Origin of the sequence: Streptomyces sp. NBC_01384 (assembly GCF_045040035.1) — a bacterium.
In the GTDB taxonomy this organism is placed as follows: domain Bacteria; phylum Actinomycetota; class Actinomycetes; order Streptomycetales; family Streptomycetaceae; genus Streptomyces.
On record NZ_CP109559.1, the window covers coordinates 7,187,450 to 7,213,734 of the forward strand.

General features: G+C 70.8%; 24 protein-coding genes. 18 read left to right on the top strand and 6 right to left on the bottom strand.

Going from position 1 to position 26,285, the window contains the following annotated elements:
- Nucleotides 1-28: 28 nt before the first annotated feature.
- From OG747_RS32905 to OG747_RS32920, 4 genes are all read left to right on the top strand, one after another.
- Nucleotides 29-2,857 carry a GNAT family N-acetyltransferase gene (locus OG747_RS32905; RefSeq protein ID WP_405882998.1) on the top strand — a complete coding sequence of 943 codons (2,829 nt, stop codon included), beginning with the start codon at nt 29-31 and terminating at the stop codon, nt 2,855-2,857.
- 104 nt (nt 2,858-2,961) lie between these two features.
- Complete coding sequence (locus OG747_RS32910; RefSeq protein ID WP_405882999.1) at nt 2,962-3,549, top strand: DUF5998 family protein; 588 nt, start codon at nt 2,962-2,964, stop codon at nt 3,547-3,549.
- Complete coding sequence (locus OG747_RS32915; RefSeq protein ID WP_405883000.1) at nt 3,549-4,736, top strand: alkaline phosphatase family protein; 1,188 nt, start codon at nt 3,549-3,551, stop codon at nt 4,734-4,736. Before OG747_RS32910 ends, OG747_RS32915 begins: the two co-directional genes overlap by 1 nt.
- 69 nt (nt 4,737-4,805) lie before the next feature.
- Complete coding sequence (locus OG747_RS32920; protein WP_405883001.1) at nt 4,806-5,450, top strand: thymidine kinase; 645 nt, start codon at nt 4,806-4,808, stop codon at nt 5,448-5,450.
- Between the two features lie 88 nt (nt 5,451-5,538).
- Here OG747_RS32920 and OG747_RS32925 read toward each other — a convergent pair whose 3' ends face one another.
- Nucleotides 5,539-6,342 (bottom strand): VOC family protein, encoded by an 804-nt coding sequence (locus tag OG747_RS32925; protein ID WP_405883002.1) that lies wholly within the window; start codon nt 6,340-6,342, stop codon nt 5,539-5,541.
- A 317-nt stretch (nt 6,343-6,659) separates the two neighbouring features.
- On the opposite strand from OG747_RS32925, the gene OG747_RS32930 reads away from it, so the two are divergent.
- A complete protein-coding gene (locus tag OG747_RS32930) occupies nt 6,660-7,511 on the top strand; it encodes a sulfurtransferase (RefSeq protein ID WP_405883003.1) in 852 nt (283 codons plus the stop codon).
- A gap of 139 nt (nt 7,512-7,650) precedes the next feature.
- Here the strand turns inward: OG747_RS32930 and sepH are convergent, their stop codons facing one another.
- Entirely contained in the window at nt 7,651-8,703 is a 1,053-nt protein-coding gene (gene sepH / locus OG747_RS32935) for a septation protein SepH (protein ID WP_405883004.1), read from the bottom strand.
- 472 nt (nt 8,704-9,175) lie between these two features.
- Here sepH and OG747_RS32940 point away from each other — a divergent pair, with 472 nt between their 5' ends.
- On the top strand, nt 9,176-9,964 hold the full coding sequence (locus OG747_RS32940) for a hypothetical protein (protein ID WP_405883005.1): 789 nt from the start codon (nt 9,176-9,178) through the stop codon (nt 9,962-9,964).
- Here OG747_RS32940 and OG747_RS32945 read toward each other — a convergent pair.
- Both OG747_RS32945 and OG747_RS32950 read right to left on the bottom strand, forming a co-directional pair.
- The gene (locus tag OG747_RS32945) at nt 9,888-11,207 is read right to left on the bottom strand and encodes a D-arabinono-1,4-lactone oxidase (protein WP_405883006.1); all 1,320 of its coding nucleotides are present in this window, start codon (nt 11,205-11,207) and stop codon (nt 9,888-9,890) included. The two genes, OG747_RS32940 and OG747_RS32945, sit on opposite strands and share 77 nt — an antisense overlap.
- Nucleotides 11,167-12,405: an MFS transporter gene (locus OG747_RS32950; RefSeq protein ID WP_405883007.1), complete on the bottom strand. Its 1,239-nt coding sequence runs from the start codon at nt 12,403-12,405 to the stop codon at nt 11,167-11,169. The genes OG747_RS32945 and OG747_RS32950 overlap by 41 nt, the downstream gene beginning before the upstream one ends.
- Before the next feature lie 187 nt (nt 12,406-12,592).
- Here OG747_RS32950 and OG747_RS32955 point away from each other — a divergent pair, with 187 nt between their 5' ends.
- Together OG747_RS32955 and OG747_RS32960 are read left to right on the top strand one after the other, a co-directional pair.
- On the top strand, nt 12,593-13,720 hold the full coding sequence (locus tag OG747_RS32955) for a ferrochelatase (protein WP_405883008.1): 1,128 nt from the start codon (nt 12,593-12,595) through the stop codon (nt 13,718-13,720).
- Between the two features lie 8 nt (nt 13,721-13,728).
- A complete protein-coding gene (locus tag OG747_RS32960; RefSeq protein WP_405883009.1) occupies nt 13,729-14,544 on the top strand; it encodes an inositol monophosphatase family protein in 816 nt (271 codons plus the stop codon).
- A gap of 112 nt (nt 14,545-14,656) precedes the next feature.
- On the opposite strand, the gene OG747_RS32965 is transcribed toward OG747_RS32960, so the two are convergent.
- Nucleotides 14,657-14,830: a hypothetical protein gene (locus tag OG747_RS32965; protein WP_165854003.1), complete on the bottom strand. Its 174-nt coding sequence runs from the start codon at nt 14,828-14,830 to the stop codon at nt 14,657-14,659.
- Between the two features lie 413 nt (nt 14,831-15,243).
- Between OG747_RS32965 and OG747_RS32970 the strand changes: the two genes are divergently transcribed.
- The 4 genes from OG747_RS32970 to OG747_RS32985 all read left to right on the top strand — a co-directional run bounded on the left by OG747_RS32970 (nt 15,244) and on the right by OG747_RS32985 (nt 18,811).
- Nucleotides 15,244-15,897, top strand: a complete 654-nt coding sequence (locus tag OG747_RS32970) for a response regulator transcription factor (protein WP_010983842.1) — start codon at nt 15,244-15,246, stop codon at nt 15,895-15,897.
- A 6-nt stretch (nt 15,898-15,903) separates the two neighbouring features.
- A complete protein-coding gene (locus tag OG747_RS32975) occupies nt 15,904-17,136 on the top strand; it encodes a sensor histidine kinase (RefSeq protein ID WP_405883010.1) in 1,233 nt (410 codons plus the stop codon).
- A 393-nt stretch (nt 17,137-17,529) separates the two neighbouring features.
- Nucleotides 17,530-17,826, top strand: coding sequence for a DUF4193 domain-containing protein (locus OG747_RS32980; RefSeq protein ID WP_003997302.1), 297 nt, complete (start codon nt 17,530-17,532; stop codon nt 17,824-17,826).
- 13 nt (nt 17,827-17,839) lie between these two features.
- Nucleotides 17,840-18,811 (top strand): hypothetical protein, encoded by a 972-nt coding sequence (locus tag OG747_RS32985; RefSeq protein ID WP_405883011.1) that lies wholly within the window; start codon nt 17,840-17,842, stop codon nt 18,809-18,811.
- Between the two features lie 248 nt (nt 18,812-19,059).
- On the opposite strand, the gene OG747_RS32990 is transcribed toward OG747_RS32985, so the two are convergent.
- Nucleotides 19,060-19,521, bottom strand: coding sequence for a DUF3093 domain-containing protein (locus OG747_RS32990; protein ID WP_405883012.1), 462 nt, complete (start codon nt 19,519-19,521; stop codon nt 19,060-19,062).
- A gap of 58 nt (nt 19,522-19,579) precedes the next feature.
- Between OG747_RS32990 and OG747_RS32995 the strand changes: the two genes are divergently transcribed.
- The 6 genes from OG747_RS32995 (at nt 19,580) to OG747_RS33020 (ending at nt 26,263) form a co-directional block, all read left to right on the top strand.
- A complete protein-coding gene (locus OG747_RS32995) occupies nt 19,580-20,164 on the top strand; it encodes a PaaI family thioesterase (protein ID WP_405883013.1) in 585 nt (194 codons plus the stop codon).
- Nucleotides 20,161-20,685 carry a dUTP diphosphatase gene (dut, locus tag OG747_RS33000; RefSeq protein WP_405883014.1) on the top strand — a complete coding sequence of 175 codons (525 nt, stop codon included), beginning with the start codon at nt 20,161-20,163 and terminating at the stop codon, nt 20,683-20,685. Before OG747_RS32995 ends, dut begins: the two co-directional genes overlap by 4 nt.
- A 1-nt stretch (nt 20,686) precedes the next feature.
- Nucleotides 20,687-21,448: a DUF3710 domain-containing protein gene (locus OG747_RS33005; protein WP_405883015.1), complete on the top strand. Its 762-nt coding sequence runs from the start codon at nt 20,687-20,689 to the stop codon at nt 21,446-21,448.
- 168 nt (nt 21,449-21,616) lie between these two features.
- Complete coding sequence (locus OG747_RS33010; protein WP_405883016.1) at nt 21,617-22,828, top strand: alginate lyase family protein; 1,212 nt, start codon at nt 21,617-21,619, stop codon at nt 22,826-22,828.
- A gap of 217 nt (nt 22,829-23,045) precedes the next feature.
- A complete protein-coding gene (locus OG747_RS33015; protein ID WP_405883017.1) occupies nt 23,046-25,583 on the top strand; it encodes an ATP-binding protein in 2,538 nt (845 codons plus the stop codon).
- On the top strand, nt 25,580-26,263 hold the full coding sequence (locus OG747_RS33020; RefSeq protein WP_405883018.1) for a response regulator: 684 nt from the start codon (nt 25,580-25,582) through the stop codon (nt 26,261-26,263). Before OG747_RS33015 ends, OG747_RS33020 begins: the two co-directional genes overlap by 4 nt.
- Nucleotides 26,264-26,285 lie beyond the last annotated feature (22 nt).

Genomic DNA, 26,285 nt, shown 5'->3' on the forward strand with positions numbered 1-26,285 from the left:
GTCGGACGCGAGCCGTACTCTGGGGCCCATGCAGACCTCGTCGGACCGGCACGAGTACCCCTCCCACTGGGAGGCCGACGTGGTGCTGCGCGACGGCGGCACCGCTCGCATCAGGCCCATCACCGTCGACGATGCCGAGCGTCTGGTGAGCTTCTACGAGCAGGTCTCGGACGAGTCGAAGTACTACCGCTTCTTCGCGCCCTACCCGCGCCTGTCCGCCAAGGATGTCCACCGCTTCACGCACCACGACTTTGTGGACAGGGTGGGACTCGCGGCCACGGTCGGCGGCGAGTTCATCGCCACCGTACGCTATGACCGGATTAATGCCGACGGCCTGCCCGCCTCCGAGCCCGCCGACGAGGCCGAGGTCGCCTTCCTCGTGCAGGACGCCCACCAGGGCCGCGGGGTCGCCTCGGCCCTCCTGGAGCACATCGCGGCCGTCGCCCGGGAGCGGGACATCCGCCGGTTCGCCGCCGAGGTGCTGCCCGCCAACACCAAGATGATCAAGGTGTTCACGGACGCCGGATACCAACAGAAGCGGCACTTCGAGGACGGCGTCGTACGCCTGGAGTTCGACCTCGAACCCACCGACCGGTCGCTCGCCGTGCAGCGCGCGCGGGAGCAGCGCGCCGAGGCCCGGTCCGTGCAGCGGCTGCTCGCACCCGGTTCGGTCGCCGTCATCGGCGCGGGGCGCACACCCGGCGGGGTGGGTCGCAGTGTCCTCACCAACCTTCGCGACGCCGGGTTCACCGGGCGCCTGTACGCCGTGAACAAGGCGCTCCAGGAGAAGGAGCTCGACGGAGTTCCCGCCTACCGCTCCATCAAGGACATCAGCGACCTCGGCGAGCCCGTCGACCTCGCGGTCGTCGCCGTGCCCGCGCCGTACGTCCCGGAGGTCGTCGCGGAGTGCGGCGAGCACGGGGTGCAGGGGCTCGTGGTCGTCTCCGCCGGATACGCCGAGAGCGGTTCCGCAGGGCGCGAGCGCCAGCGCGCACTCGTCCGCCAGGCGCGTACGTACGGGATGCGCATCATCGGGCCGAACGCCTTCGGGGTCATCAACACATCCCCCGAGGTGCGCCTCAACGCCTCGCTCGCGCCAGAGATGCCGCGCCCCGGACGGATAGGCCTGTTCGCCCAGTCCGGTGCGATCGGGATCGCCCTGCTGTCCCGGCTGCACCGGCGCGGCGGCGGCGTCACCGGGGTGACCGGCGTATCCACCTTCGTCTCCTCCGGGAACCGGGCGGACGTGTCCGGCAACGACGTACTCCAGTACTGGTACGACGACCCGGACACGGACGTCGCCCTGATGTACCTCGAATCCATCGGCAACCCGCGCAAGTTCACCCGGCTCGCCCGGCGGACGGCGGCGGCGAAGCCGCTGGTCGTGGTCCAGGGCGCGCGGCACGCCGCCGCTCCGCAGGGGCACGCCGTACGGGCCACGCGGTTGCCGCACGCCACGGTGTCCGCGCTGCTGCGGCAGGCCGGGGTGATCCGGGTCGACACGATCACCGAGCTGGTCGACGCGGGGCTTCTGCTGGCACGCCAGCCGCTCCCGCCCGGCCCCCGGGTGGCGATCCTCGGGAACTCGGAGTCGCTGGGGCTGCTGACGTTCGACGCGTGTCTCGCCGAAGGGCTTCGGCCGCTTCCTCCGTTGGATCTGACCACGGCGGCTTCGGCGGCGGACTTCCACAGGGCGCTGGCGAAAGCGCTGGCCGACGACAGGTGCGACGCGGTCGTGGTGACCGCCATACCGGCGGTGGGGGAGACGTCGGCCCAGGACGCGGCCCTGGCAAAGGCCCTGCGTTCGGCCTCGGCTTCGGCCCCGGCGAAGCCGGTGCTCGTGGTGCACGTCGAGCTCGGGGGGCTCGCGGAGGCGCTGTCCGCGGCGGCCAGTACCGCACCACAGGCGGCCTCCGCGGCACCCGGCGCCGACCGGGCGCTCCGACCCGCGGAACGCCTGGCCACTCCGGTCAGCGGTCCCCCGGAGGCGAACCGTCGTCTCATCCCCGCCTACCCCGCCGCCGAGCGCGCCGTCCGGGCCCTCGCCGAGGCGGTGAGGTACGCCCAGTGGCGGCGGGAGGTGGCCGAGCCCGGCAAGGTGCCCGAGTACGAGGACATCGACGAGAAGGGCGCCGCCGAGCAGATCGACGGGCTGCTCGCGCGGGGCACCGGACTGACGCTCGGTGCCGAGGACGCCTGCGTGCTGCTCGGGCGGTACGGCATCGACGTGCGCCGGGCGCTGCCCGCGCCGACGCCCGACGAGGCCGCCACGGCCGCGCATACCCTCGGCTACCCGGTGGCCCTCAAGACCACCGCCCCGCACCTGCGGCACCGCGCCGACCTGGGCGGCGTACGTCTGGATCTCGCGGACGAGGAGCAATTGCGCAGGGCGTACGCGGAGTTGACCGACCTCTTCGGCACGGCGGAGGAGCTGCGGCTGGTCGTCCAGGGCATGGCACCACGCGGCGTCGACACGGTCGTACGGGCGGTGATCGATCCGGCGGCCGGAGCGGTGCTGTCGTTCGGCCTAGCCGGGGCCGCGTCGGAGCTCCTCGGAGACACCGCGCACCGGCTGATTCCGGTCACCGACCGGGACGCGACCTCGCTGGTCCGGTCGATCCGGACGGCGCCGCTCCTGTTCGGCTGGCGCGGCTCGGCGCCGGTCGACACGGCGGCCCTCGAAGAGCTGATGCTGCGCGTCTCGCGGCTGGTCGACGACCATCCGGAGGTCGTCGCCGTCTCCCTGGAGCCCGTGGTGGTCGCCCCGCGCGGCCTGAGCGTGCTCGGCGCCACCGTGCGGCTGGCCCGCGCCCCCGTCCGCGACGACCTCGGCCCCCGGAGGCTTCCCGTCGTCTGAGCCGAGCCCGGGCCCGCCGCCGTCGGCGATTCGTTCTGATCCGTCCACGACAGACACCCGCGAGCGGTGCCTCGCAGTCAGTGGGCCACCGTAGGATGGACGTCATGGCCAAGACCAGTACGACGACCCAGGGGCTGCGAGCGGCGATCGAGCGCAGCGGCTACTACCCGGCCCTCGTGGCCGAGGCGGTGGAGGCCGCGATCGGCGGCGAGACCATACGGTCGTACCTGGTCCACCAGGAGACGACGTTCGATGCCAACGAGGTGCGCCGGCACGTCACCGTGCTCGTCCTCACCGGCAACCGCTTCATCGTGAGCCACACCGACGAGCAGAACGCGGACACGACCTCACCGACCCCGTACGCCACGACGTCGACGGAGTCCGTGAAACTCGGCCGGATCTCGTCGGTGGTCGTCAGTCGAGTCGTCGCCAACCCGGAGTCGTACGCGCCGGGCACCCTGCCCCGCGAGGTCGTCCTGACCATCGGCTGGGGCGCGGTCTCCCGCATCGACCTGGAGCCGGCGGCCTGTGGCGACCCCAACTGCGAGGCGGACCACGGCTACACGGGCAATTCGACGGCGGACGACCTGAGCCTGCGCGTCAGTGAGGCCGGGGACGGCCCGGAGACGGTGCGCCAGGCCCTCGCCTTCGCGCAGTCCCTCTCCGAGGCGACCGCGGACATCACCCGCTGATGGCACTGCCGACCTGGGACCGCCCGGAACCGCTGGCCATCGATTCCGCGCCCGTCCCCGAGTACGGCGCGGGTTCGCTCGCCGATCTGCTGCCCACGCTCGCCGCGGGCATGTCCGTCCCCGGCATGACCACCGTCATACCGGAACTGACCGGGGCCGACCGGAACTGCGTCTTCCTGATCGACGGTCTCGGCTGGGAGCAGCTGAAGGCCCACCCGGACGAGGCTCCCTTCATGAGCTCCCTGCTCGGGAGTTCCCGGGGTGGCACAGGACGGCCGATCACCGCCGGTTACCCCGCGACCACCGCGACCTCCCTCGCCTCCGTCGGCACGGGCCTGCCGCCCGGCGCGCACGGCCTGCCGGGCTACACCGCGCGCAACCCGAAGACCGGCGAGCTGATGAACCAGCTCCGCTGGAACCCGTGGACGGAACCGCGGGCCTGGCAGCCCTACCCCACGGTCTTCCAGCTGGCGGACGCGGCGGGCGTGCACACGGCCCAGGTCTCCTCACCGACCTTCCAGCACACCCCGCTGACGAAGATCGCGCTGAGTGGCGGAACGTTCCACGGGCGACTGTCCGGCGAGGAGCGCATGGACCTCGCGGCCGAACAACTGGCCGCCGGTGACCGCTCGTTGGTGTACACGTACTACGCCGAGGTGGACGGCAAGGGCCACCGCTTCGGCGTCGACTCGGACCCCTGGCGCGGCCAGCTGATGTACGTCGACCGCCTGGTCCAGCGCCTCGCCGAGCAACTGCCGCCGCGCGCGGCGCTGTACGTCACCGCCGACCACGGCATGATCGACATCCCCTTCGACGAGCAGCACCGCATCGACTTCGACGAGGACTGGGAGCTGCGCGCCGGGGTCGCCCTGCTCGGCGGCGAGGGCCGCGCCCGGCATGTCTACGCCGTCCCGGGCGCCGAGGCGGACGTCCTGACCTGCTGGCGCGAGGTGCTCGGCGAGCAGTTCTGGGTGGCGTCGCGCGACGAGGCGATCGCGGCGGGCTGGTTCGGCCCCCAGATCGACGAACGGGTGTACGCCAGGATCGGCGATGTGGTCGCGGCGGCTCGCGACGACGTCCTGATCATCGCGTCCGAGCGGGAACCGAAGGAGTCGGCGATGGTCGGCAACCACGGTTCGATGACGCCGGTGGAGCAGCTCGTCCCGCTCCTGGAAGCTCGTTCCTGACCCCTCACCTTCTGTCTGCCTTCTCCGTCCGCCCCCTCCCTCTTCTTGCCGAAAGGTGCTCGACTCCCCATGCCCGAGCTGGTGTTCTTCTCCGGAACGATGGACTGCGGGAAGTCGACGCTGGCGCTACAGATGGGGCACAACCGGTCGGCGCGGGGTCTGCAGGGTGTGATCTTCACGCGTGACGACCGTGCGGGGGAGGGAAAGCTTTCTTCGCGGCTCGGTCTGGTGACGGAGGCGGTCGAGGCGGCGCCGGGCATGGATCTGCACGCCTATCTGGTGGACCAGATGTCGAGGGGCGGCAAGGTCGACTATGTGATCGTGGATGAGGCGCAGTTCCTGGCGCCGGAGCAGATAGACCAGCTGGCGCGGGTCGTGGACGACCTGGGTCTGGATGTTTTCGCGTTCGGCATCACGACCGACTTCCGTACGAAGCTCTTCCCGGGCTCGCAGCGGCTGATCGAGCTGGCGGACCGGATCGAGACCCTTCAGGTCCAGGCGATGTGCTGGTGCGGGGCGCGTGCTACGCACAATGCTCGCACCGTGGGTAGTGAGATGGTGGTGGAGGGCGAGCAGGTCGTTGTCGGTGACGTGAACCGTCCAGCCGCCGAGATCGGCTACGAGGTGCTGTGCCGACGCCACCATCGCCGCCGGATGACCAGCGTCTCCGCGCACGCCTCCGTCATCTCTCCGGACGTCCTGCCGGTCACCTGACGGCCCGCCTGCTGCCCCGGCTCGACTCCAGAACGAGCCGGCAAGCCCTGGTTCGCCGAGTGATCCTCGGATCACTGGTCCGCGCGGATCACCGTTCGGTGTGGATCACCGAGAACACCGCGCCCTCCGGATCGGCCACCGCGGCCACCCGCCCGTAGGGCGAGTCGTGGGCGGCCTTGAGGAGGTGTCCGCCGAGGTCGGTGACGTGGGTGACGGCCTCGTCCACGTCCGTGACCTCGAAGTACGTCAGCCAGTGCGGGCCGCGGTCGCGGGGCAGGCCGCGGCCGACGCCGTGGATGCCGGCCACCGGGCGGCCGTCGATGTGCAGGGTCACGTAGTCGAAGTCGGCCGAGACGACCGGCTCCGGCTTGTGCCCGAAGACCCCCTGGTAGAACTTGACGACGCTCTCGGTGTCGCGGGTCACCAGCTCGATCCAGACGGGGGTGCCGTGCACCCCGTGAAGCGCCGTGCCAAGGTGGGCCGCCGTCTGCCAGACGCCGAAGACGGCGCCCGTCGGGTCCGAGGCGATCACCAGCCGCCCGGCCTCGCCCGCGTCCAGGGGCCCCACCCCCACGGTGCCGCCGCAGTGCCGTACCGACTCGGCGGTGTGGTTCACGTCGTCCGAGGCGAAATAGGGCGTCCAGGCGATCGGCAGATGCCGGTCGGGTGGCAGCTGTCCGATACCGGCCACCTCGTGGCCGTCGAGCAGGGCTCGCGCATACGGGCCGAGCTGGCGCGGGCCCGGCTGGAACTCCCAGCCGAACAGCTCTCCGTAGAACTCCTGGGTCGTGGCCATCCCGTGCACCATCAGGCTCACCAAGCAGGGCACGCCGGGCGCGTGCCGGGCGTGCGTGGTGCCGTTCGGGTCGGCCGACTCCCGTGCCTCGGTCATCGTCACTCTCTCCTCGGCCCCTCGCGGTGGCCGTTCACCTTCCGCCTGCCCCAACACGCGTACCGCAGTCGCGCGCCCGTGCCGATGCTCGCACCACCCGTCACCTTGCGCGTCCCGACGGCACCGCCGCGTAGCGGTCCATGAGCGGAGGATGCCCGATGTGTCGTTTCTCGTCCGTTTCCGCACCATTGCCGAGGGGTGTCCGTCAGCTGTACAGCATGTGCCCGATCCCGTACGCCTGGTGATCGGACCTGTCCGGCGGAGCAGAGTAGCCGGACCTGGACGACGGGGCCACCCCGTGCGCAAGGATGGTGGCCATGAACGCCATCATCTCCGCCTCCGAACTCGCGAGCGACCTGGCAGGACCGAACCCGCCGGTCGTGCTCGACATCCGCTGGCAGCTCTCCGTGGCCACGGCCACCGGCGCCGCCCCCTTCGACGGCCGGGCCGCCTACGCGGCAGGGCACATCCCCGGCGCGGTCTTCGTCGACCTGGATGCCGAACTGGCCGGGGAGCCGGGTGACGGCGGTCGCCATCCGCTGCCCGACCTCGAGGTCTTCGGTGCGGCGATGCGGGCGGCCGGAGTGTCCGCGGACCGCGATGTCGTCGTGTACGACGGTGGCGCCGGGTGGGCCGCCGCGCGCGCCTGGTGGGTGCTGGGCTGGACGGGGCATCCGTCGGTGCGGGTGCTTGACGGCGGGCTGGCCGCCTGGAACGGGCCGGTCTCCTCGGAGGTTCCGACGCCCGCCGCCGGAAGTTTCAAGCCGGTGCCGGGCGCCCGGCCGCTGCTGGACGCGGATGGGGCCGCCGCGCTCGCCCGTACGGGGCTGCTGCTCGACGCCCGGGCGGGTGAGCGCTACCGGGGCGAGGTCGAGCCGATCGACCCCGTCGGCGGGCACATCCCGGGCGCGGTCTCGGCGCCGACCACGGAGAACGTCACGGAGACCGGGGAGTTCCTGCCCGCCGCCGAGCTCGCCGACCGCTTCAAGTCCCTCGGCTCGACCGGTACTTCCGAGGTCGGCGTCTACTGCGGCTCCGGTGTCTCCGCCGCCCATCAGGTGCTGGCGCTCGCCGTCGCGGGTATCCCGGCCGCGCTGTACGTGGGTTCCTGGTCGGAGTGGTCCCGGGACGGCAGCCGGCCGGTGGCGATGGGCCCCGACCCTCAGTAACGGCCATGCCCCCAGTAACGACGTTCCCGGTGACGGCGTCCCCAGGAGTAGTGAGGGGGTCCGCACCGGCCAGTCGTACGAGTGGTACGACGAGGGGGCCCACACCGGCTGGATGCGGGCCCCCTCCTCGTACAACTGACTAGTCCTGCTTCTTCCGACGCGTCCCGAAGACGATCTCGTCCCAGCTCGGGACCGCCGCTCTGCGGCCCGGGCGGACGCCGTCGGCCTCGGCCTGGCGGTCGGTCGCGCCGACGAGACGGTCGCGGTGGCTGCCGACCGAGCGGGGCATCAGTACGTCCGCGTAGGCGGAACCGGCACCGGCCGAGGCCGCGGGAGCCGGGGGCTCCTCCGCCTCGGGCTCGGTGGGTGGCTCCTCCGTCGCCGGGTGCTCCGTGGTGGAGGGCCGCTCGGGCACCACCATGTCGCCCCGGAAGCTGGGCACCGCCTCCAGAAGGCTGGTGAGCGAGTCGCGGTCGCCCGCGCTCTCCTCGACCGGCTCGGGGGACGGCGGCAGGCTAGGCCGCTCCATCTGCCGGTCCAGGGCACGGTCCAGCGGACGGTCCCGGGGCAGCCTGGCGATCCGCGGGACGAACGGGAAGCTCGGCTCGGGCGCCGCGAGGTCGTCGGACTCGCCGATCAGTGAGCGTGCCTCGTCGTCGACGGCCTGGACGAGCCGCCGGGGCGGGTCGTACGTCCAGCTCGCCGAGTGCGGTTCGCCCGCGACCACGTAGACCAGCAGCACTTCCCAGGTGCCGTCGTCGCGACGCCACGAGTCCCACTGGACGGTGTCCTTCTCGGCGCCGCGGATCAGCAGCCGCTCCTGGACCGCCTCACCGAGCTGGGGTCCGGCGTTCTCGCCGGGGCGGCGGACGGGAGTCTTCCTGGCACGCTCGGCCATGAAGGCACGCTCCGCGAGCACGGGGCCCTCGAAGCGGCGCACCCGGTCGACGGGGATCCCGGCGAGCTGGGCGACTTCCTCCGCGGACGCGCCGGCACGTATCCGCGCCTGGATGTCTCGGGGGCGGAGATGGCTCTCCACCTCGATCTCGATCTGGCCGAGGCGGGGACGGTCGCCGCGTACAGCGGCGCGCAGACGCTCGTCAATCGGAAGCGTGTACTCCGTGCTGTCCGCAGCCTTCAGCACCAGCCGTGTGCCGTCGTTAGAGACGGCCACGACACGCAGTTCCGGCATGGGGACCTCCCGGGTGGTGCCTGCCGACGTCACGTGCGTCGCTGCTTCCGCTAGTCGAGTGTGGCCTGCCCGGGTGCAGCCTGCCACAACCTTGCCGAGTTGCCCGGCGTGTCGGGCACGGGCCCGGGGTCGCCGTTATGGCACGGTTACCTATTCGCAACGCTAAGTGACGAACTCCATCACCCTGTGCAACGAGCCCCCTCCCGGCGGTCCTGTCAGGCCCCGGACACCCTGGCGGGAGTCCGGACCCAGGGCTCGCAACAGTACTCCATTCGGGCCACCTGCGTGGATCGGCGCGCCGCCCAACTTCTGGCGGGGGGTGGCAGTTGGCCGTCCGATGCGCCGTTTTCGTGACCATGAAACGTGGCGAACTTCACGCAATCGCCAGAAACGGAACTAAATGTTTCGCCTGTCCGTCCCTTTCTCGTGCAGTCGGTCGAACAAGTACGGGAAAGGCAGGCAAGGTCCGGGAATGCGTGAGAAGTCGGATGCCGACGACGAACCGAGGACGAAGGAGGGGGAACCGAAGAAGAGGGTGGACCTGAGCCTTCCGCAAGTGGCGGGCAGCGCCGTGGCCGCGGTGGTGGCGGCCAAACTCGCTTCCTACTTCGGGGTGTACGGAACGATCCTGGGCGCCGGAGTGGTGAGCGCGATCGCCACCTGCGGAGGCACCGTCTTCCAGCACTTCTTCAGGCGCACCGGCGAGCAGATACGCGATGTGACGGTCCAGGCCAAGCCCAGGCCGGGGCCCCGGCGGGCGCCCGCCGCGGGCGAGTTCACCGAGGGCACCGTCTACCGCGCCCGGGTCAAGAGCTGGAAGCGACCGGTGGTCGCCGGGGCGCTCGTCTTCGGCGTCACCATGGCGGGCATCACCACCTACGAACTCGTGTCGGGGCGGAGCTTCAGCGGCGACGGCAGAAGCACGACTGTCGGTGACGCCCTCAAGAGCAGCGGTTCCCGTTCCAAGTCGGAGCCCAGTACGACGCCTTCGACCGGGTCCTCGTCCAGGGAGCCGTCCGCCGGCGACGGCAGTCCCCGTACCGGTGGCGGTACGAGCACCGGCGCCACTCAGGACAGTGGCGCCACTCAGGACAGCGGCGGTGCTACGACGCCGACGCCGACGCCGAGTTCGAGTGCCGCCTCGCAGGCGCCGGTCGACACCCCGACGCCCACGGCCGGCGCGACTACGAGCCCAGCACCCGACGCAAGTAGTCGTTCCCAAAGCGCCGATCCGGGTCCAGCCGGTCCCTCAGGGCCGTGAACTCGCCGAAGCGCGGATACACCTTCGAGAAGTACTCGGCGTCACGGGTGTGCACCTTGCCCCAGTGTGGGCGGCCCTCGTGCGCGGTGAAGATCCGCTCGGCCGCGGTGAAGTACGCCTGATAGGGCGTACCTCTGAACATGTGGACGGCGATGTACGCGCTCTCCCGCCCGGACGCCGTGGAGAGCGTGATGTCGTCCGCCGGGGCCGTGCGCACCTCGACGGGGAAACTGACCCGCAGGGGCGAACGGTCGACCATCAGTTTCAGCTCGCGCAGCGTCTCGACGAGCGCCTCGCGCGGAACGGCGTACTCCATCTCCACGAAGCGCACCCGGCGCGGAGAAGTGAAGACCTTGTAGGGAATGTCGGTGTAGGTCCGCGCGGACAGCGCGCGGCTGGAGACCTTCGCGATCGTCGGGATGGTGGCGGGCACCGCGCGGCCGACCAGATTGGCCACCTGGAAGACGCCGTTGGAGAGGAACTCGTCCTCGATCCAGCCGCTCAGCTGCCCGACCGGCTTCTCGGGACCGGCGCTGCGGTTGTTGCGCTTGGTGTTGCAGTTGCCGGTGTGCGGGAACCAGTAGAACTCGAAGTGCTCGTTCTCCGTGAAGAGTTCGTCGAAGTCGGCGGTGACCTTGTCGAAGGTCATCGGCTCCTCGCGGGCCGTGAGGAGAAAAATGGGCTCTACGGAGAAGGTGATCGCGGTGACGATCCCCAGGGCGCCGATGCCGACGCGGGCGGCCGCGAAGACAGCGGGGTTCTCCTGCTCGGAGCAGGTCAGGAGCGAGCCGTCCGCAGTGACGAGTTCAAGGCCCGTGATCTGCGCGGCGATCGAGGCCGAGTCGCGCCCCGTGCCGTGCGTTCCGGTGCTGGTCGCGCCCGAAACCGTCTGCTCCATGATGTCGCCCATGTTCGTGAGCGACAGCCCCTCGCGCGCGAGAGCCATATTGAGACGCTTGAGCGGGGTGCCCGCCTCAACGGTGACGGTCCCGGCCTCACGGTCGATCTTGCGGATGCCGGTCAACAGTTGAGGGCGGATCAACACACCGTCGGTCGCGGCGGCGGCCGTGAAGGAGTGACCGGTGCCGACGGCCTTCACCTTCAGGCCGTCGTCGGCGGCCTTGCGTACGGCCGCGGAGAGCTCTTCGACCGATGCGGGGGCGACCTCCCGTACGGGACGGGCGGTGACGTTCCCCGCCCAGTTACGCCACGTGCCGCTCTTCCCGCTCACTGTGGTGCTCATGGGTCCCCTCCCGCTGCGGAACCGGCCTGCTCAGCCGGCGATACCCGAGGAAACCGACCGCGACCGCGACGGCCCCGGACACCGCCGGAACCCCGTACCCGGCCTTCGCACCGGCGGCGTCGATCACCCACCCGGCCACGGAGGAGCCGAGCGCGACCCCGACCGCGAGCCCGGTGCTCACCCAGGTCATGCCCTCGGTCAGTTTCGCGCGTGGTACGTGCTGTTCGATGAGGGACATCGTCGTGATCATCGTGGGAGCGATGGACAGGCCCGCAACGAACAGCGCCACGGCCAGAGACGGCAAGTTTCCGACCAGTAGGAGGGGGATCATACTCACGGCCATGGTGCATATGCCCAGCAGCCACCGACGTTCGGGCGCCCCCTTGAAGTGCAGCAGCCCGAACACGGCTCCCGCCATGCAGGAACCCGCCGCGTACAGGGCCAGGACCACGCTCGCGGCGCCCTTGTGGCCCTGCTCCTCGGCGAAGGCCACGGTGACCACGTCGACGGCGCCGAAGATCGCTCCGGTCGCCACGAACGTGGCCACCAGGACCTGCAGTCCGGCCGAGCGCAGCGCCGAACCGCCGGTGTGCTGCTCGCGCGGATGCGGCACGGGCTCGGTCGCGCGCTGGGAGGTCAGCCAGAAGACACCGGCCGCCAGGAAGCAGGCGGCGAGCAGCGGCCCGGCCTCCGGGAACCACACCGTGGACAGGCCGATGGAGATGATCGGCCCGAAGATGAAGCAGACCTCGTCGACCACGGACTCGAAGGAGTACGCGGTGTGCAGCTGCGGGGTGCCCCGGTAGAGGGCGGCCCAGCGCGCCCGGATCATCGCGCCGATGCTCGGGACACAGCCGATGCCGGCCGCGCAGCCGAACAGCACCCAGTCCGGCCACTCGAAGTGCGCGGCGAGCAGCAGCCCGGCGGCCGCGGCGAGCGCGAACAGGGTGACGGGGCGCAGGACGCGCCGCTGCCCGTACCGGTCCACCATCCGGGAGACCTGCGGGCCCATCACCGCGGCGGCCAGCGCCATGGTCGCCGACAGCGCGCCCGCGAGCCCGTACCGCCCGGTGAGCTGGGAAATCATCGTCACCACGCCGATGCCCATCATCGACAGCGGCATCCGGCCGACGAAGCCCGCGGCGGAGAAGCCCTTGGAGCCTGGGGCGGCGAACAGGGCGCGGTACGGGCTGGGCAAGGGGGTCTCCGGTGGGCTCGGCCCGACCGCACGGTCACCTCGTGCGATCGGACTCCGGTAAGGCGTGAAGGTGGCCGATACAGCTTACGGGTTAGGTGACCCTAATGCACTCCGTCACGCACTCCCGGATTCCGCTGGTCATGTGGCTGTTGTCCGGCTGTCGGTGACGGATGGCAGGATCGGAGGCATGCCAGATGCGCTCGATGCCACCCCCTACGACGCCCTGCTCCTGCTCTCCTTCGGCGGCCCCGAAGGCCCGGACGAAGTCGTTCCGTTCCTGGAGAACGTGACGCGGGGGAGAGGCATCCCCAAGGAACGGCTGAAGGAAGTGGGCCGGCACTACTTCCTGTTCGGCGGGGTCAGCCCGATCAACGACCACAACCGCGCCCTGCTCGACGCCCTCCGCAAGGACTTCGCGGACCACGGCCTGGACCTGCCCGTGTACTGGGGCAACCGCAACTGGGCGCCGTACCTGACCGACACCCTGCGCGAGATGGTCGCCGACGGCCGCCGCCGCGTCCTCGTCCTCGCCACCAGCGCGTACGCCTCGTACTCGGGCTGCCGCCAGTACCGCGAGGACCTCGCCGGGGCCCTGGCCACCCTGCAGGCCGAGGGCCTGGAGCTGCCGAAGATCGACAAGCTGCGGCACTACTTCAACCACCCCGGCTTCGTGGAACCCATGATCGAGGGCGTCCTGAAGTCCCTCGCCGAACTCCCCGAGGACGTGCGGGCGGGCGCCCACCTCGCCTTCACCACGCACTCCATCCCGACGGCGGCCGCGGACACCTCCGGCCCGGTCGAGGACCACGGCGACGGCGGCGCCTACGTCAAGCAGCACCTGGACGTGGCGAAGCTGATCGCCGACGCCGTGCGCGAGGCGACCGGCATCGAGCACCCCTGGCAGCTCGTGTACCAGTCGCGCTCCGGAGCCCCACAGATCCCGTGGCTGGAGCCCGACATCTGCGACCATCTGGAGGAGTTGCACGGCGCCGGGGTCCCGGCCGTCGTGATGGCCCCCATCGGGTTCGTCTCGGACCACATGGAGGTGCTGTACGACCTCGACACGGAGGCTAAGGCCAAGGCGGAGGAGCTGGGGCTGCCGGTGCGCCGCTCGGCCACCGTGGGCGCCGACCCCCGCTTCGCCGCGGCGGTCCGCGACCTCGTCCTGGAGCGCGCCGCGACCGAGAGCGGACGACAGGCGACCCCCTGCGCCCTGGGTGCGCTCGGCGCGAGCCACAACCTGTGCCCGGTGGGCTGCTGCCCCGCCCGCGCCCCGAAGCCCGCCGCCGCGGGCACCGACAGCCCGTACGCCTGAGGAGCCCCGTGACCGAGCCCCTGCACACCGAACTGCTCCAGCTCGCGCTCGAGGCCGCCCGCCGCGCCGGTGCGCTGCTGCGGGACGGGCGCCCGGCGGACCTCGCGGTCGCCGCCACCAAGTCCAGCCCGATCGACGTCGTCACCGAGATGGACATCGCCGCCGAGAAGCTGATCACCGACCTGATCGCCGAGCACCGCCCCCACGACGGCTTCCTCGGAGAGGAGGGCGCCGCCAGCGAGGGCACCAGCGGCATCCGCTGGGTGATCGATCCGCTCGACGGCACGGTCAACTACCTGTACGGACTGCCGACCTGGGCGGTGTCCATCGCGGCCGAGCAGGACGGGGAGACCGTCGTCGGCGTCGTCGCGGCGCCGATGCGCGGCGAGACGTACCACGCGGTACGCGGCCGGGGCGCCCGGGCCACCGGGGCCTGGGCCGGCGAACGCCTGCTGGCCTGCCGCCCGTCGCCGCCCCTGGACCAGGCCCTGGTCTCGACCGGCTTCAACTACGTGACCGATGTCAAGGCCCACCAGGCCGATGTCGCCCAGCGGCTGATTCCGCTGCTGCGCGACATCCGGCGCAGCGGCTCGGCGGCGGTCGACCTGTGCGACGTCGCGGCGGGCCGCCTCGACGGCTACTACGAGCGCGGCCTGCACCCCTGGGACCTCGCGGCGGGCGACCTCATCGCCCGTGAAGCGGGCGCCCTGACCGGTGGACGCCCCGGAGAGCGCCCCGCAGGCGATCTGGCGGTGGCGGCCTCCCCGGGCGTCTTCGAGCCCCTCCAGCGGCTCCTGGAGGAGTTCGGCGCCTGGCACGACTGAGGACGCCTGCGGTTTCCGGCACGTACAACACCTACCGTTTTCGGTACGCACAGTAACGGAGCGGGGCCCCGGCACTGGATCGATACCGGGGCCCCGCTCTCGTACGAACTGATCAGACGCGCGACGCGCCGACCTCCACACCGTGCTCGGCGGCCAGGCGGCGCAGGTCCTCGAGCTCGGCCTGCTCGACCTCCGCGAGGAAGTCGTCGCCTGTTTCGCGAGCCCGCGTCAGGTCGGACTCGGTCGCCCTTATGCGCTGCAGAAGTCCTGCGGTGAATGCGTCCATGCTGCGCCCCCTCGTCCTGGGTCGTGGGTCGATGGCACGGGGGTGTGCCGTTGGGAAGGGGCGATCACGTCTCCAGATGGGTGCCCAGCGCTGCCCAGGCTGGGCGGCGACGGTGCCGGACACCCACGCCCGCCCTGCGGAAGCGGTTGGCGTACCACAAGGTGGCTTGCCACATGCAGAGCGTGATCGCGGGGTGTAAAGCCGTCCTCCCCCCGCTTCCTTCCGTGGAAACCTCAAGCCGACGAGAAAATCTCGCATTCCCGGCTCCCGGAACCGTCGTCCCGAGCGCCTCTCACCCGTCTTACAGCCGGTTTATGGCCGAAAAGGGCAGGATGGAGGCCTTACCCGTGAGACAACCTGCCCGCGTGCGCCGAAGAGGCGCTACGCGGGTGGACAGAGGAAGGACAAGCGACGTGCGCGTACTCGTCGTCGAGGACGAGCAGCTGCTCGCCGATGCGGTGGCCACCGGACTGCGCCGGGAGGCCATGGCCGTCGACGTCGTGTACGACGGTGCGGCCGCCCTGGAGCGCATCGGCGTCAACGACTACGACGTGGTCGTCCTCGACCGCGACCTCCCGCTCGTGCACGGCGACGACGTCTGCCGCAAGATCGTCGAGCTCGGCATGCCCACCCGCGTGCTGATGCTCACCGCCTCCGGCGACGTCAGCGACCGCGTCGAGGGCCTGGAGATCGGCGCCGACGACTACCTGCCCAAGCCGTTCGCGTTCAGTGAGCTGACGGCACGCGTGCGTGCCCTCGGACGCCGTACGAGCGTCCCTCTGCCGCCCGTCCTGGAGCGCGCCGGGATCAAGCTCGACCCCAACCGCCGCGAAGTTTTCCGCGACGGCAAGGAGGTCCAGCTCGCGCCCAAGGAGTTCGCCGTCCTGGAGGTGCTGCTGCGCAGCGAGGGCGCCGTCGTCTCCGCCGAGCAGCTCCTGGAGAAGGCCTGGGACGAGAACACGGACCCGTTCACCAATGTCGTACGCGTGACGGTGATGACCCTGCGCCGCAAGCTCGGCGAGCCCCCGGTCATCGTCACCGTGCCCGGCTCCGGCTACCGGATCTGATCCACCGTGGCCACGACCCCCGCGCCCCCCACGGCGCCTCCGAAGCCCACCTGGGACCCCAGAAGGCCGGAGCCTCCCTTCCCCTGGCTGCGCCCGACCATCCGGATACGCCTCACGCTGCTGTACGGCGGCATGTTCCTGATCGCCGGCATCCTGCTGCTGTCGATCATCTACCTGCTCGCCGCGCAGGCGCTGAACGTGGGCAGCGACCTGCCCTTCAAGATCACCGAGGGCAAGGTCACCAGCACGATCTGCGACCTGCCGACGAGCGCCTCGCCCGACGTGTTCAACAACGCGATGAGCAACTGCGTCAACGAGCAGCGGCAGCACGCCCTGGACAACCTGCTCAGCCGCTCGCTCCTGACGCTGCTCGGCCTCGCCATCATCGCGTTCGCCTTCGGTTACGCGATGGCGGGCCGCGTCCTCTCGCCGCTCGGCCGGATCACCCGCACCGCGCGCGCGGTGGCGGGCTCGGACCTGTCCCGGCGGATCGAACTGGACGGCCCGGACGACGAGTTGAAGGAGCTCGCGGACACCTTCGACGACATGCTGGAGCGGCTGCAGCGGGCCTTCACCGCCCAGCAGCGGTTCGTCGGGAACGCCTCGCACGAACTGCGCACCCCGCTCGCGATCAACCGCACGCTCCTCGAAGTGCACCTCTCCGACCCCGGCGCGCCGGTGGAGCTGCAGCAGCTCGGCAAGACGCTGCTCGCCACGAACGAGCGCAGTGAACAACTTGTCGAGGGTCTGCTGCTGCTCGCCCGCAGCGACAACCAGATCGTCGAGCGCAAGCCCGTGGACCTCGCCGAGGTCGCCTCGCAGGCCGTCGACCAGGTGCACGCCGAGGCCGAGGCCAAGGGCGTGACGATCCGCGGGGAGCGCGCCGCGGCGGTCGTCCAGGGCAACGGCGTCCTGCTGGAGCGGATCGCCCTGAACCTCGTCCAGAACGCGGTGCGGTACAACGTGCCGGAGGACGGCTGGGTCGAGGTCACGACACAGGTCCAGCACGGCCAGGCGGTCCTGGTGGTCTCGAACACGGGGCCGGTGGTTCCCGCGTACGAGATCGACAACCTTTTCGAGCCGTTCCGGCGGCTGCGCACGGAGCGCACGGGCAGCGACAAGGGCGTGGGCCTCGGCCTGTCCATCGCCCGGTCGGTGGCCCGCGCACACGGGGGTCATATCGCGGCCGAGCCGCGCGAGGGGGGTGGGCTCGTGATGCGCGTCACCCTTCCGATCTGAGAGCATGTGCCCGACACGCGACGATGTTCGCTTTACGCGGAATTTTCTGGCCGCCCATCCGGGAGGCTCGTGTGTGATCGATCACAAGGGCGAATTTCCGTCCATCTACTCTCCGTGGTCGCGCAGGCTGTCGGAAAGCCGGGAAAATCCGGGTTTTCGGGGGTCCGGATCACGGGAAGTACACGGTGGGACGCCTTTGAAGTGGGCCCTTCGGACCGTGTACGGTCCGCATCGCCATCCAAGCCGATCACTCTTGAGGGGTCCGGTTGGGTGTCGATTGAGTAACAGACCTTGATGTGAGGCAAAATCTCCGCCTCAGGTCGGGCACAAGTCCGGCCTCTCACGCGTTACGTGCGCTGGAGACACCGCAGACACCCAGAGGGGGAGAGCGACATGGCAACGGATTACGACACCCCGCGCAAGACCGACGACGACGTCGACTCGGACAGCCTTGAAGAACTGAAGGCTCGCCGGAACGACAAGTCGACGTCATCGGTCGACGTAGATGAGTTCGAGGCCGCAGAAGGCCTGGAGCTGCCCGGAGCCGACCTCTCGAACGAGGAGCTGGCCGTCCGGGTACTGCCCAAGCAGCAGGACGAGTTCACTTGCATGAGCTGCTTCCTGGTGCACCACCGCAGCCAGCTGGCCCGCGAGAAGAACGGTCAGCCGATCTGCCGCGACTGCGACTGAGGCAGGGTCGGCCGTGACTGGCTCGACCTTTCCTTGGAAGCGCCGCTTCCCTCCACGGGCAGCGGACGAAGGGCCTCCAGGAGGCCCTGAAGGCGTGCGTGACGACGAGCGGGGCTCTTCCCGACCAGGATCAGCCTCGCTCGAGCGGGCGCCCGCCACAGCGCCGACAGGCGCCTCTGTGCGGGCCGGTGATGTGATGCCGGCCGACACACCAGCACCGGCCGACGGCCCGGTGCCGGTGGACAGCCCTCAGCCCGCCGCCGGCGGCCGCGCGGCCGCCGTTCGGGACGGCGTCAGAAAGGGTGTCCAGAAAGGCGGCAGCAGGGCCAGGGCGGGCCTGGCCCACCTCGCCGACCGGATCATCGACATCGCGCCGCGCATCCCCGTACGGGACCTCGCGACCCTCCGCAGACAGTTCCCCGGTCTCGACGCCGAGCAGCTCGCGGACAAGCTCGTCGCGGGCGCGGCCAACGCGACGTCCACGGTGGGCGCCGGGATCGGTGCGGCCGCGATGCTGCCGGTGCCGCCCGCGATGCCGACCGAGCTCGCCACCGAGATCACCGGGGTCGCCGCGATCGAGCTGAAGCTGATCGCCGAGCTCCATGAGGTCTACGGCCTGCGGCCGCCGGGCAATCTCAAGCAGCGCAGTACCGGATATCTGAACTCCTGGTCCACCGAGCGCGGGATCGACGTGACCAAGCCGTCGACGATCAACGCCGCGTTGGGCGTCCAGATGAGGCGTGAGCTGCGCCAGCAGATCATGAAGCGCACGGTCCGGGATCTGCCGAACCTGATGCCGTTCATGGTGGGCGCTGCGGTGGGGGCGGTCATGAACCGCCGGGACACCAAGCGCCTCGCGGGGCACATCCGCAAGGACCTGCGCAAGGCCCAGGTGCCGTGGGACGCCCTTCCGGAGCTTCCGCCGCTGGAGAAGCCTGCGGATCCGCTGCGGATGGGGGAGATCCCCAAGGAGCTGGGTCGCTGAGCCCTGGCTGACACCCGCTGCGCTGCCCGCCCGGGTGGACCCCGTTGCGGCGTGGAAGGGCGTGGAGCGGGGGTCGCCGTCTCGCGCGGGGCGGGGGGATCACCGGCTGCGGAGGGGCACTGGCCGTGGAGCGGTGTGCGCCGGTGGCTCAATCGTTGCGTGGGGCGCGCTGCAGTGCGCCGTGGTGGGCGCCGACCAGGTCGGCCCCCGTCATGAGCCGTCCCGGTCGTATGGGCAGCGCTTCCGCCCTACTCCGCCGCCCGTGCCGCTTCCAGGGCGGCCATCAGGCGTTCCGGCTCCCTCGTCGACAGGTACAGGTAGGGGGTCGGGTCGGCCGGGTCGGTGACCTGGACGCGCACGGCGGTGGGGATGTACGCGCGCAGGAGCATGAAGGCGCGTGGGTCCGCCTTGAAAGTGCGCCAGGCACGCGCCTCCTCCTGATCCATGATCTCGGCCCCGCCCAGGGCCGCGACGGGGATCTTGGCCTCGCCGGCGATGAGGGAGTCGCCGACGACTCGGATGCGGATCGAGCCGTACGCGCTCGCCACGACCGCCGAGACCGCGGTGCCGCCGACCAGCCCGCCCAGCAGCGGCAGCGTGCCGAACGGGAGGAAGACCAGGGCCATCGCGATCCCGACCAGGAAGCAGATCGCCCACCAGCTGCGGGGGGCGGTGAGGCGTTCTTCGTACGGGGAGGCGGAGAGCTGCATGAAGCCAAGCTTGGCACGGTGCGAAGACTTGGTGGACGCGCGGGTAAGGTCTGCGGCTGTGAGTGGTACTTCCGCAGCTCTGAAGCCTCCCGCCGGCGCCGTCGCGCCGGTGCGGCACCCCGACGCGCCCGCCCCCGGCGAGCTGCTCGGTGCTCACTACGATCAGTGTTTCGGGTGTGGCGGGGAGCAGCCGCACGGGCTCCACCTGGCGGCCCGTGCGGGGGAGGGTGTCACGATCACGGCGCAGTTCACCGTACGGCCTGCCCATCAGGGCGCCCCCGGCCTCGCGCACGGCGGAGTGCTCGCCACCGCCCTCGATGAGACGCTCGGCTCGCTGAACTGGCTGCTGCGCGTCATCGCGGTCACGGGACGGCTGGAGACCGACTTCCGGCAGCCGGTACCCGTCGACACCGTGCTGTACCTGGAGGCCGAGGTCACGGCGGTGGCCGGCCGCAAGATCTACTCGACCGCCACGGGGCGGATCGGCGGCCCCGAAGGGCCCGTCGCCGTCCGCGCGGACGCCCTCTTCATCGAGGTCGGGGTCGACCACTTCATCGACAACGGCCGCCCGGAGGAGATCCGGGCCGCCATGAACGAACCGGACCGGCTCCGCCGTGTCCGTGCCTTCGAGGTGAACCCGTGACCCGTGAGCCCCGTCAAGAACTCGCTGTGCTGATCCGGCGCGTCGACCCGGAAGTCCCGCTTCCGCAGTACGCGCACCCCGGTGACGCGGGAGCCGATCTGCGGACCACCGAGGCCTGTGAGCTGAAGCCGGGCGAACGGGCCGTTCTGCCCACGGGAGTGTCCATCGCGCTGCCCGAGGGGTACGCGGCCTTCGTGCACCCGCGTTCCGGGCTCGCCGCCCGCTGCGGTGTCGCCCTCGTGAATGCCCCGGGGACGGTTGATGCCGGGTACCGTGGGGAGATCAAGGTGATCGTGGTGAATCTCGACCCGCGCGAGTCGGTGCGGTTCGAGCGCTTCGACCGGATTGCTCAACTGGTCGTCCAGCAGGTCGAGAGGGTCCGCTTCCAGGAGGTCGCGGAACTTCCCGACTCGGCGCGGGCCGCAGGGGGCTTCGGGTCCACTGGTGGTCATGTCGCCGTGGGCGGCACAACGGGTGGGAATCGATACGCTTCGGTCGTATCCGACCGGGAAGGACAGTGACGTGTTCGGACGTCGCAAGAAGGGCAGTGCCGCCGAGGACGCGGCGGGCGAGGCCGAGCAGGTCGTCGACAGTGTCGACACTGAGGCGGACGAGGCGGAGCGGGAGCGTGTGAGGCTGGAGCCGGAGCCGCGACCTGACGGACCCTGGGACGACTCGGAGGTGCGGGACCCCGCCGAGGGCCGCGTGGACCTGGGTGGTCTTTTCGTGCCCGGAGTCGACGGCATGGAGCTGCGGGTCGAGGTCGCGGGCGACGCGATCGTCGCGGCCACCGTCGTCCTCAAGGACAGCGCCATCCAGCTGCAGGCCTTCGCCGCTCCCAAGCGCGAGGGCATCTGGGGCGAGGTACGCGAGGAGATCGCCTCCGGCATCACCCAGCAGGGCGGTGTCATCGACGAGGTCGAGGGCCCGCTGGGCTGGGAGCTGCGGGCCCAGGTGCCGGTGCAGCTGCCGGACGGCACGAGCGGTTTCCAGGTCGTGCGGTTCGTGGGTGTGGACGGCCCTCGCTGGTTCCTGCGCGGAGTGATCTCCGGGCAGGGCGCGGTGCAGCCGGGGGCCGCGGGTCTGCTGGAGCAGATCTTCCGGGACACGGTCGTCGTCCGCGGCGAGGGTCCGATGGCCCCGCGCGACCCGATCGTCCTGAAGCTGCCGAACGACGCGCAGATGGTGCCCGAGGGCGTCCAGCAGGAGGAGCAGAGCGGTTCGCGCTTCTCCGGCGGCATGGGGCAGCTGCAGCGCGGACCGGAGATCACCGAGGTCCGCTAGACGCTCCGCGGGCAGAACAGTCAAAGGGCCGCACCCTCGTCACGAGGGTGCGGCCCTTTCTTGTGCCTGCACCCTTGACGGACAGTTGGTCTGTACCTATGTTCTCCGGTCATCCCGGGTGTTCACGGAGACGCCCGCTGTTCATGTACGAGAACGGATGGTTGTCGTATGCCCGTTGCTCCCCCACGTCATCGCCGCAGATCCCGGGCCTTGCTGTTCATCACCTTGGTCACGGCCCTGGCCGGCGCTCTCCTGCTCCGGCCGGGGGCCCCTCGCGCCGACGCCGCCCCCGCCGCCTTCGTGCACCCCGGGGTCACCGTCTCGCAGAGCCAGCTGGACTTCGCCCGCACCAAGGTCGACGCGGGAGCCCAGCCCTGGAAGGCCGCGTACGACCAGATGATGGCGAGCAAGTACGCCTCACTGACGCGCACCGCCAAGCCCCGCGCGACCGTGGAGTGCGGCCCCTATTCCAACCCCGACAACGGCTGCACGGACGAGCGCGAGGACGCGATCGCCGCGTACACCGACGCCCTCGCCTGGTACCTCACGCGAGACGAGCGGTACGCGAAGAAGTCGATCGAGCTGATGGACGCCTGGTCGGCCGTGATCAAGGAGCACACCAACAGCAACGCGCCCCTGCAGACCGGCTGGGCCGGCTCCTCCTGGCCCAAGGCCGCCGAGATCATCAAGTACACGTACACGGGAACCTGGGCGAACTCCGGCCGCTTCGCGACCATGCTGCGCACCGTCTATCTCCCCGAGGTCATCAACGGCTCCAACTCCAACGGGAACTGGGAGTTGTCGATGATGGAGGCCGCCGTCGGCATCTCCGTCTTCCTGGAGGACAAGACGTCGTACGACAAGGCGATGGCGAAGTTCCGGACGCGGGCGGCCGCGTACGTCTATCTCTCCTCCGACGGCGCGGTGCCGAAGACCGTGCCCAGCCAGAACCTCGACACCACCGCGAAGATCGTCAGCTACTGGCAGGGACAGTCCACCTTCGTCACCGGACTCACCCAGGAGACCTGCCGCGACTTCACGCACACCGGGTACGGCATCTCGGCCATCTCGCACATCGCCGAGACCAGTCGCATCCAGGGCCAGGACCTGTACGGCACGGACGTCGGCGAGCGGCTGCGGCAGGCGCTCGGATTCCAGGCGAAGTACCAGCTGGGCGAGGCGGTGCCGAGCTGGCTGTGCGGCGGCTCCCTCACCCTCGGGCTCGGGCCGGTCACCGAGACCGGCTACAACGCCCTGCACAACCGCCTGGGCATCGCCATGACCAACACCCAGAAGCTGACCGAGCAGAACCGGCCGGCGGGCAGCAACAACCTGTTCGTGGCGTGGGAGACACTCACCGACGGGGACAACCCGAACTGACCCCGGATCCGAACTGACCCCGGATCCGGCCGGGCGCCCGGTGTCGACACCGGGCGCCCGGCCGGATCCCTCGCTCACCGGGTCGAGCACAGCCCGGACCTGCGCATCAGGGTTGCGTCAAAGACCGCCGTCGGCCCACCCACCACCCCATTTGTCGAGATTGTTGGCCGTAAGGTCGACGCTGCGTATACAGCTGTGACGGGAAGACAATGGGGCCATGGGACGCGGCAAGCTTCGGATCTACCTCGGTGCGGCACCGGGCGTCGGCAAGACCTACGCGATGCTGTCCGAGGCGCACCGCCGCATGGAGCGCGGCACCGACTGCGTCGTCGGCTTCGTGGAGCACCACAACCGGCCGCGCACCGAGGTGATGCTGCACGGTCTGGAGCAGGTTCCGCGCAAGGAGCTCGACTACCGCGGCTCCACGTTCACCGAGATGGACGTCGACGCCGTACTACTTCGCGCCCCGGCCGTCGCCCTGGTGGACGAACTCGCGCACACCAATGTCCCCGGTTCGCGCAACGCCAAGCGTTGGCAGGACGTGGAGGAGCTGCTCGCCGCCGGGATCGACGTCGTCTCGACCGTCAACATCCAGCACCTGGAGTCACTGGGTGATGTCGTCGGGTCGATAACGGGCGTACGCCAGCGCGAGACGGTTCCCGACGAGGTCGTCCGGCGGGCGGACCAGATCGAGCTGGTCGACATGTCGCCCCAGGCGCTGCGCCGCCGCATGGCGCACGGCAACATCTACAAGTCCGACAAGGTCGACGCGGCCCTGTCCAACTACTTCCGCCCCGGCAACCTCACCGCGCTGCGCGAGCTGGCCCTGCTCTGGGTCGCCGACCGGGTCGACGAATACCTGACCGAGTACCGCAGCGAGCACCGGGTCTCCACGATCTGGGGATCGCGGGAGCGGATCGTGGTCGGCCTGACCGGCGGCCCCGAGGGCCGCACGCTGATCCGCCGGGCCGCACGCCTTGCGGAGAAGGGCGCGGGCGGCGAGGTCATGGCCGTCTACATCGCCCGCAGCGACGGACTGACCTCCGCCTCGCCCAAGGAACTCGCCGTCCAGCGCACCCTGGTCGAGGACCTGGGCGGCACCTTCCACCACGTCGTCGGGGACGACATACCCGTCGCGCTGCTGGACTTCGCGCGCGGGGTGAACGCCACGCAGATCGTGCTCGGCTCCTCGCGACGCAAGGCCTGGCAGTACGTCTTCGGGCCGGGCGTCGGCGCCACGGTCGCCCGGGAGTCGGGACCCGACCTGGACGTCCACATCGTCACCCATGACGAGGTCGCCAAGGGGCGCGGGCTGCCGGTCGCCCGGGGCGCGCGGCTCGGCCGCTCCCGGATCATCTGGGGCTGGCTGGTCGGGGTGGGCGGCCCGGTGGCCCTCGCGCTGCTGCTCAACACCGTCGACCTCGGCCTCGCCAACGACATGCTGCTGTTCCTGTCGGTGACGGTGGCGGCGGCCCTGCTCGGCGGCCTCTTCCCGGCCCTCGCCTCGGCGGCCCTGGGCTCGTTGCTGCTGAACTACTACTACACGCCGCCGCTGCACCGGCTGACGATCGCCGACCCCAGGAACATCGTCGCCATCGCGATCTTCGTCGGGGTTGCGGTGTCGGTGGCGTCGGTCGTCGACCTGGCGGCCCGCCGCACGCACCAGGCGGCCCGGCTGCGCGCCGAGTCGGAGATCCTCTCCTTCCTGGCGGGCAGCGTGCTGCGCGGCGAGACCAGCCTGGAGGCCTTGCTCGAGCGAGTGAGGGAGACCTTCGGGATGGAGTCGGTCGCGCTGCTGGAGCGGGCCGGCGACGTCGACCCGTGGACGTGTGCGGGCAGCGTGGGCCCGCGGTCGCCGAGGCGGCCCGAGGACGCGGACGTGGACATGCCGGTCGGCGACCACATGGCGCTCGCGCTCTTTGGCCGCGTGCTGCCCGCCTCCGACCGCAGGGTGCTCGCCGCCTTCGCCGCCCAGGCCGCGGTCGTCCTGGACCGTCAGCGCCTCCAGCACGAGGCCGACCAGGCCAAGGAGCTGGCCGAGGGCAACCGCATCCGCACCGCGCTGCTGGCCGCCGTGAGCCATGACCTGCGTACCCCGCTGGCCGCGATCAAGGCCGCCGTGTCCTCGCTGCGGTCCGACGACGTGGCCTGGTCGGAGGAGGACCAGGCGGAGCTCCTGGAGGCGATCGAGGAAGGCGCCGACCGGCTCGACCACCTGGTGGGCAACCTGCTCGACATGTCCCGCCTGCAGACCGGCACGGTCACCCCGCTGATCCGCGAGATCGACCTCGACGAGGTGGTCCCGATGGCGCTGGGCGGCGTACCCGAGGACAGCGTCGAGCTGGACATCCCCGAGACCCTGCCCATGGTCGCCGTCGACCCCGGCCTGCTGGAGCGGGCGGTTGCCAACCTCGTCGAGAACGCCGTCAAGTACAGCCCCACCGACGAACCGGTCCTGGTGTCCGCGAGCGCTATGGCGAACCGGGTGGAGGTACGGGTGGTGGATCGCGGCCCCGGCGTCCCGGACGAGGCCAAGAACCGCATTTTCGCGCCCTTCCAGCGCTACGGCGACGCTCCCCGCGGCGCGGGCGTCGGCCTCGGCCTCGCGGTCGCCCGCGGCTTCGCCGAGGCGATGGGCGGCACACTGAACGCCGAGGACACGCCTGGCGGCGGACTCACCATGGTGCTCACGGTCCGGGCGGTGGACAGCCTGCCCGACCTGGCCACGGCAACAGCGGAAAGGCAGGCTTCATGACCAGGGTGCTCGTGGTCGACGACGAGCCGCAGATCGTACGTGCCCTCGTGATCAACCTGAAGGCACGCAAGTACGAGGTCGACGCGGCCGGCGACGGGGCCACCGCCCTCCAGCTCGCCGCGGCCCGCCACCCCGACGTCGTCGTGCTCGACCTCGGGCTGCCCGACATGGACGGCGTCGAGGTGATCAAGGGCCTGCGCGGCTGGACCCGGGTGCCGATCCTGGTGCTCTCGGCCCGGCACTCCTCGGACGAGAAGGTCGAGGCGCTCGACGCGGGCGCCGACGACTACGTCACCAAGCCCTTCGGCATGGACGAGCTGCTGGCCCGGCTGCGCGCCGCCGTCCGCCGCGCGGAGCCGACCGGGGGCGGCGAGGACGACGTCGTCGTCGACACCGAGGACTTCACCGTCGACCTGGCCGCCAAGAAGGTCAACCGGGCGGGCAAGGACGTACGCCTCACCCCCACGGAGTGGCACCTGCTGGAAGTGCTGGTGCGCAACACGGGCCGCCTGGTCAGCCAGAAGCAGCTGCTCCAGGAGGTGTGGGGACCGTCGTACGGCACGGAGACGAACTATCTGCGGGTCTACATGGCGCAGCTGCGCCGCAAGCTGGAGGTGGACCCCTCGCATCCGCGGCACTTCATCACGGAGCCGGGGATGGGGTACCGGTTCGAGAAGTAGTCCGGACGAGCGCACGCGTTCA

Bases quoted from the DNA above. Each gene is read 5' to 3' on its own strand.
- OG747_RS32905 (WP_405882998.1), top strand. From the start codon at position 29: ATGCAGACCTCGTCGGACCGGCACGAGTACCCCTCCCACTGGGAGGCC.
- OG747_RS32910 (WP_405882999.1), top strand. From the start codon at position 2,962: ATGGCCAAGACCAGTACGACGACCCAGGGGCTGCGAGCGGCGATCGAG.
- OG747_RS32915 (WP_405883000.1), top strand. From the start codon at position 3,549: ATGGCACTGCCGACCTGGGACCGCCCGGAACCGCTGGCCATCGATTCC.
- OG747_RS32920 (WP_405883001.1), top strand. From the start codon at position 4,806: ATGCCCGAGCTGGTGTTCTTCTCCGGAACGATGGACTGCGGGAAGTCG.
- OG747_RS32925 (WP_405883002.1), bottom strand. From the start codon at position 6,342: ATGACCGAGGCACGGGAGTCGGCCGACCCGAACGGCACCACGCACGCC.
- OG747_RS32930 (WP_405883003.1), top strand. From the start codon at position 6,660: ATGAACGCCATCATCTCCGCCTCCGAACTCGCGAGCGACCTGGCAGGA.
- sepH (WP_405883004.1), bottom strand. From the start codon at position 8,703: ATGCCGGAACTGCGTGTCGTGGCCGTCTCTAACGACGGCACACGGCTG.
- OG747_RS32940 (WP_405883005.1), top strand. From the start codon at position 9,176: ATGCGTGAGAAGTCGGATGCCGACGACGAACCGAGGACGAAGGAGGGG.
- OG747_RS32945 (WP_405883006.1), bottom strand. From the start codon at position 11,207: ATGAGCACCACAGTGAGCGGGAAGAGCGGCACGTGGCGTAACTGGGCG.
- OG747_RS32955 (WP_405883008.1), top strand. From the start codon at position 12,593: ATGCCAGATGCGCTCGATGCCACCCCCTACGACGCCCTGCTCCTGCTC.
- OG747_RS32965 (WP_165854003.1), bottom strand. From the start codon at position 14,830: ATGGACGCATTCACCGCAGGACTTCTGCAGCGCATAAGGGCGACCGAG.
- OG747_RS32980 (WP_003997302.1), top strand. From the start codon at position 17,530: ATGGCAACGGATTACGACACCCCGCGCAAGACCGACGACGACGTCGAC.
- OG747_RS32990 (WP_405883012.1), bottom strand. From the start codon at position 19,521: ATGCAGCTCTCCGCCTCCCCGTACGAAGAACGCCTCACCGCCCCCCGC.
- OG747_RS33010 (WP_405883016.1), top strand. From the start codon at position 21,617: ATGCCCGTTGCTCCCCCACGTCATCGCCGCAGATCCCGGGCCTTGCTG.
- OG747_RS33015 (WP_405883017.1), top strand. From the start codon at position 23,046: ATGGGACGCGGCAAGCTTCGGATCTACCTCGGTGCGGCACCGGGCGTC.
- OG747_RS33020 (WP_405883018.1), top strand. From the start codon at position 25,580: ATGACCAGGGTGCTCGTGGTCGACGACGAGCCGCAGATCGTACGTGCC.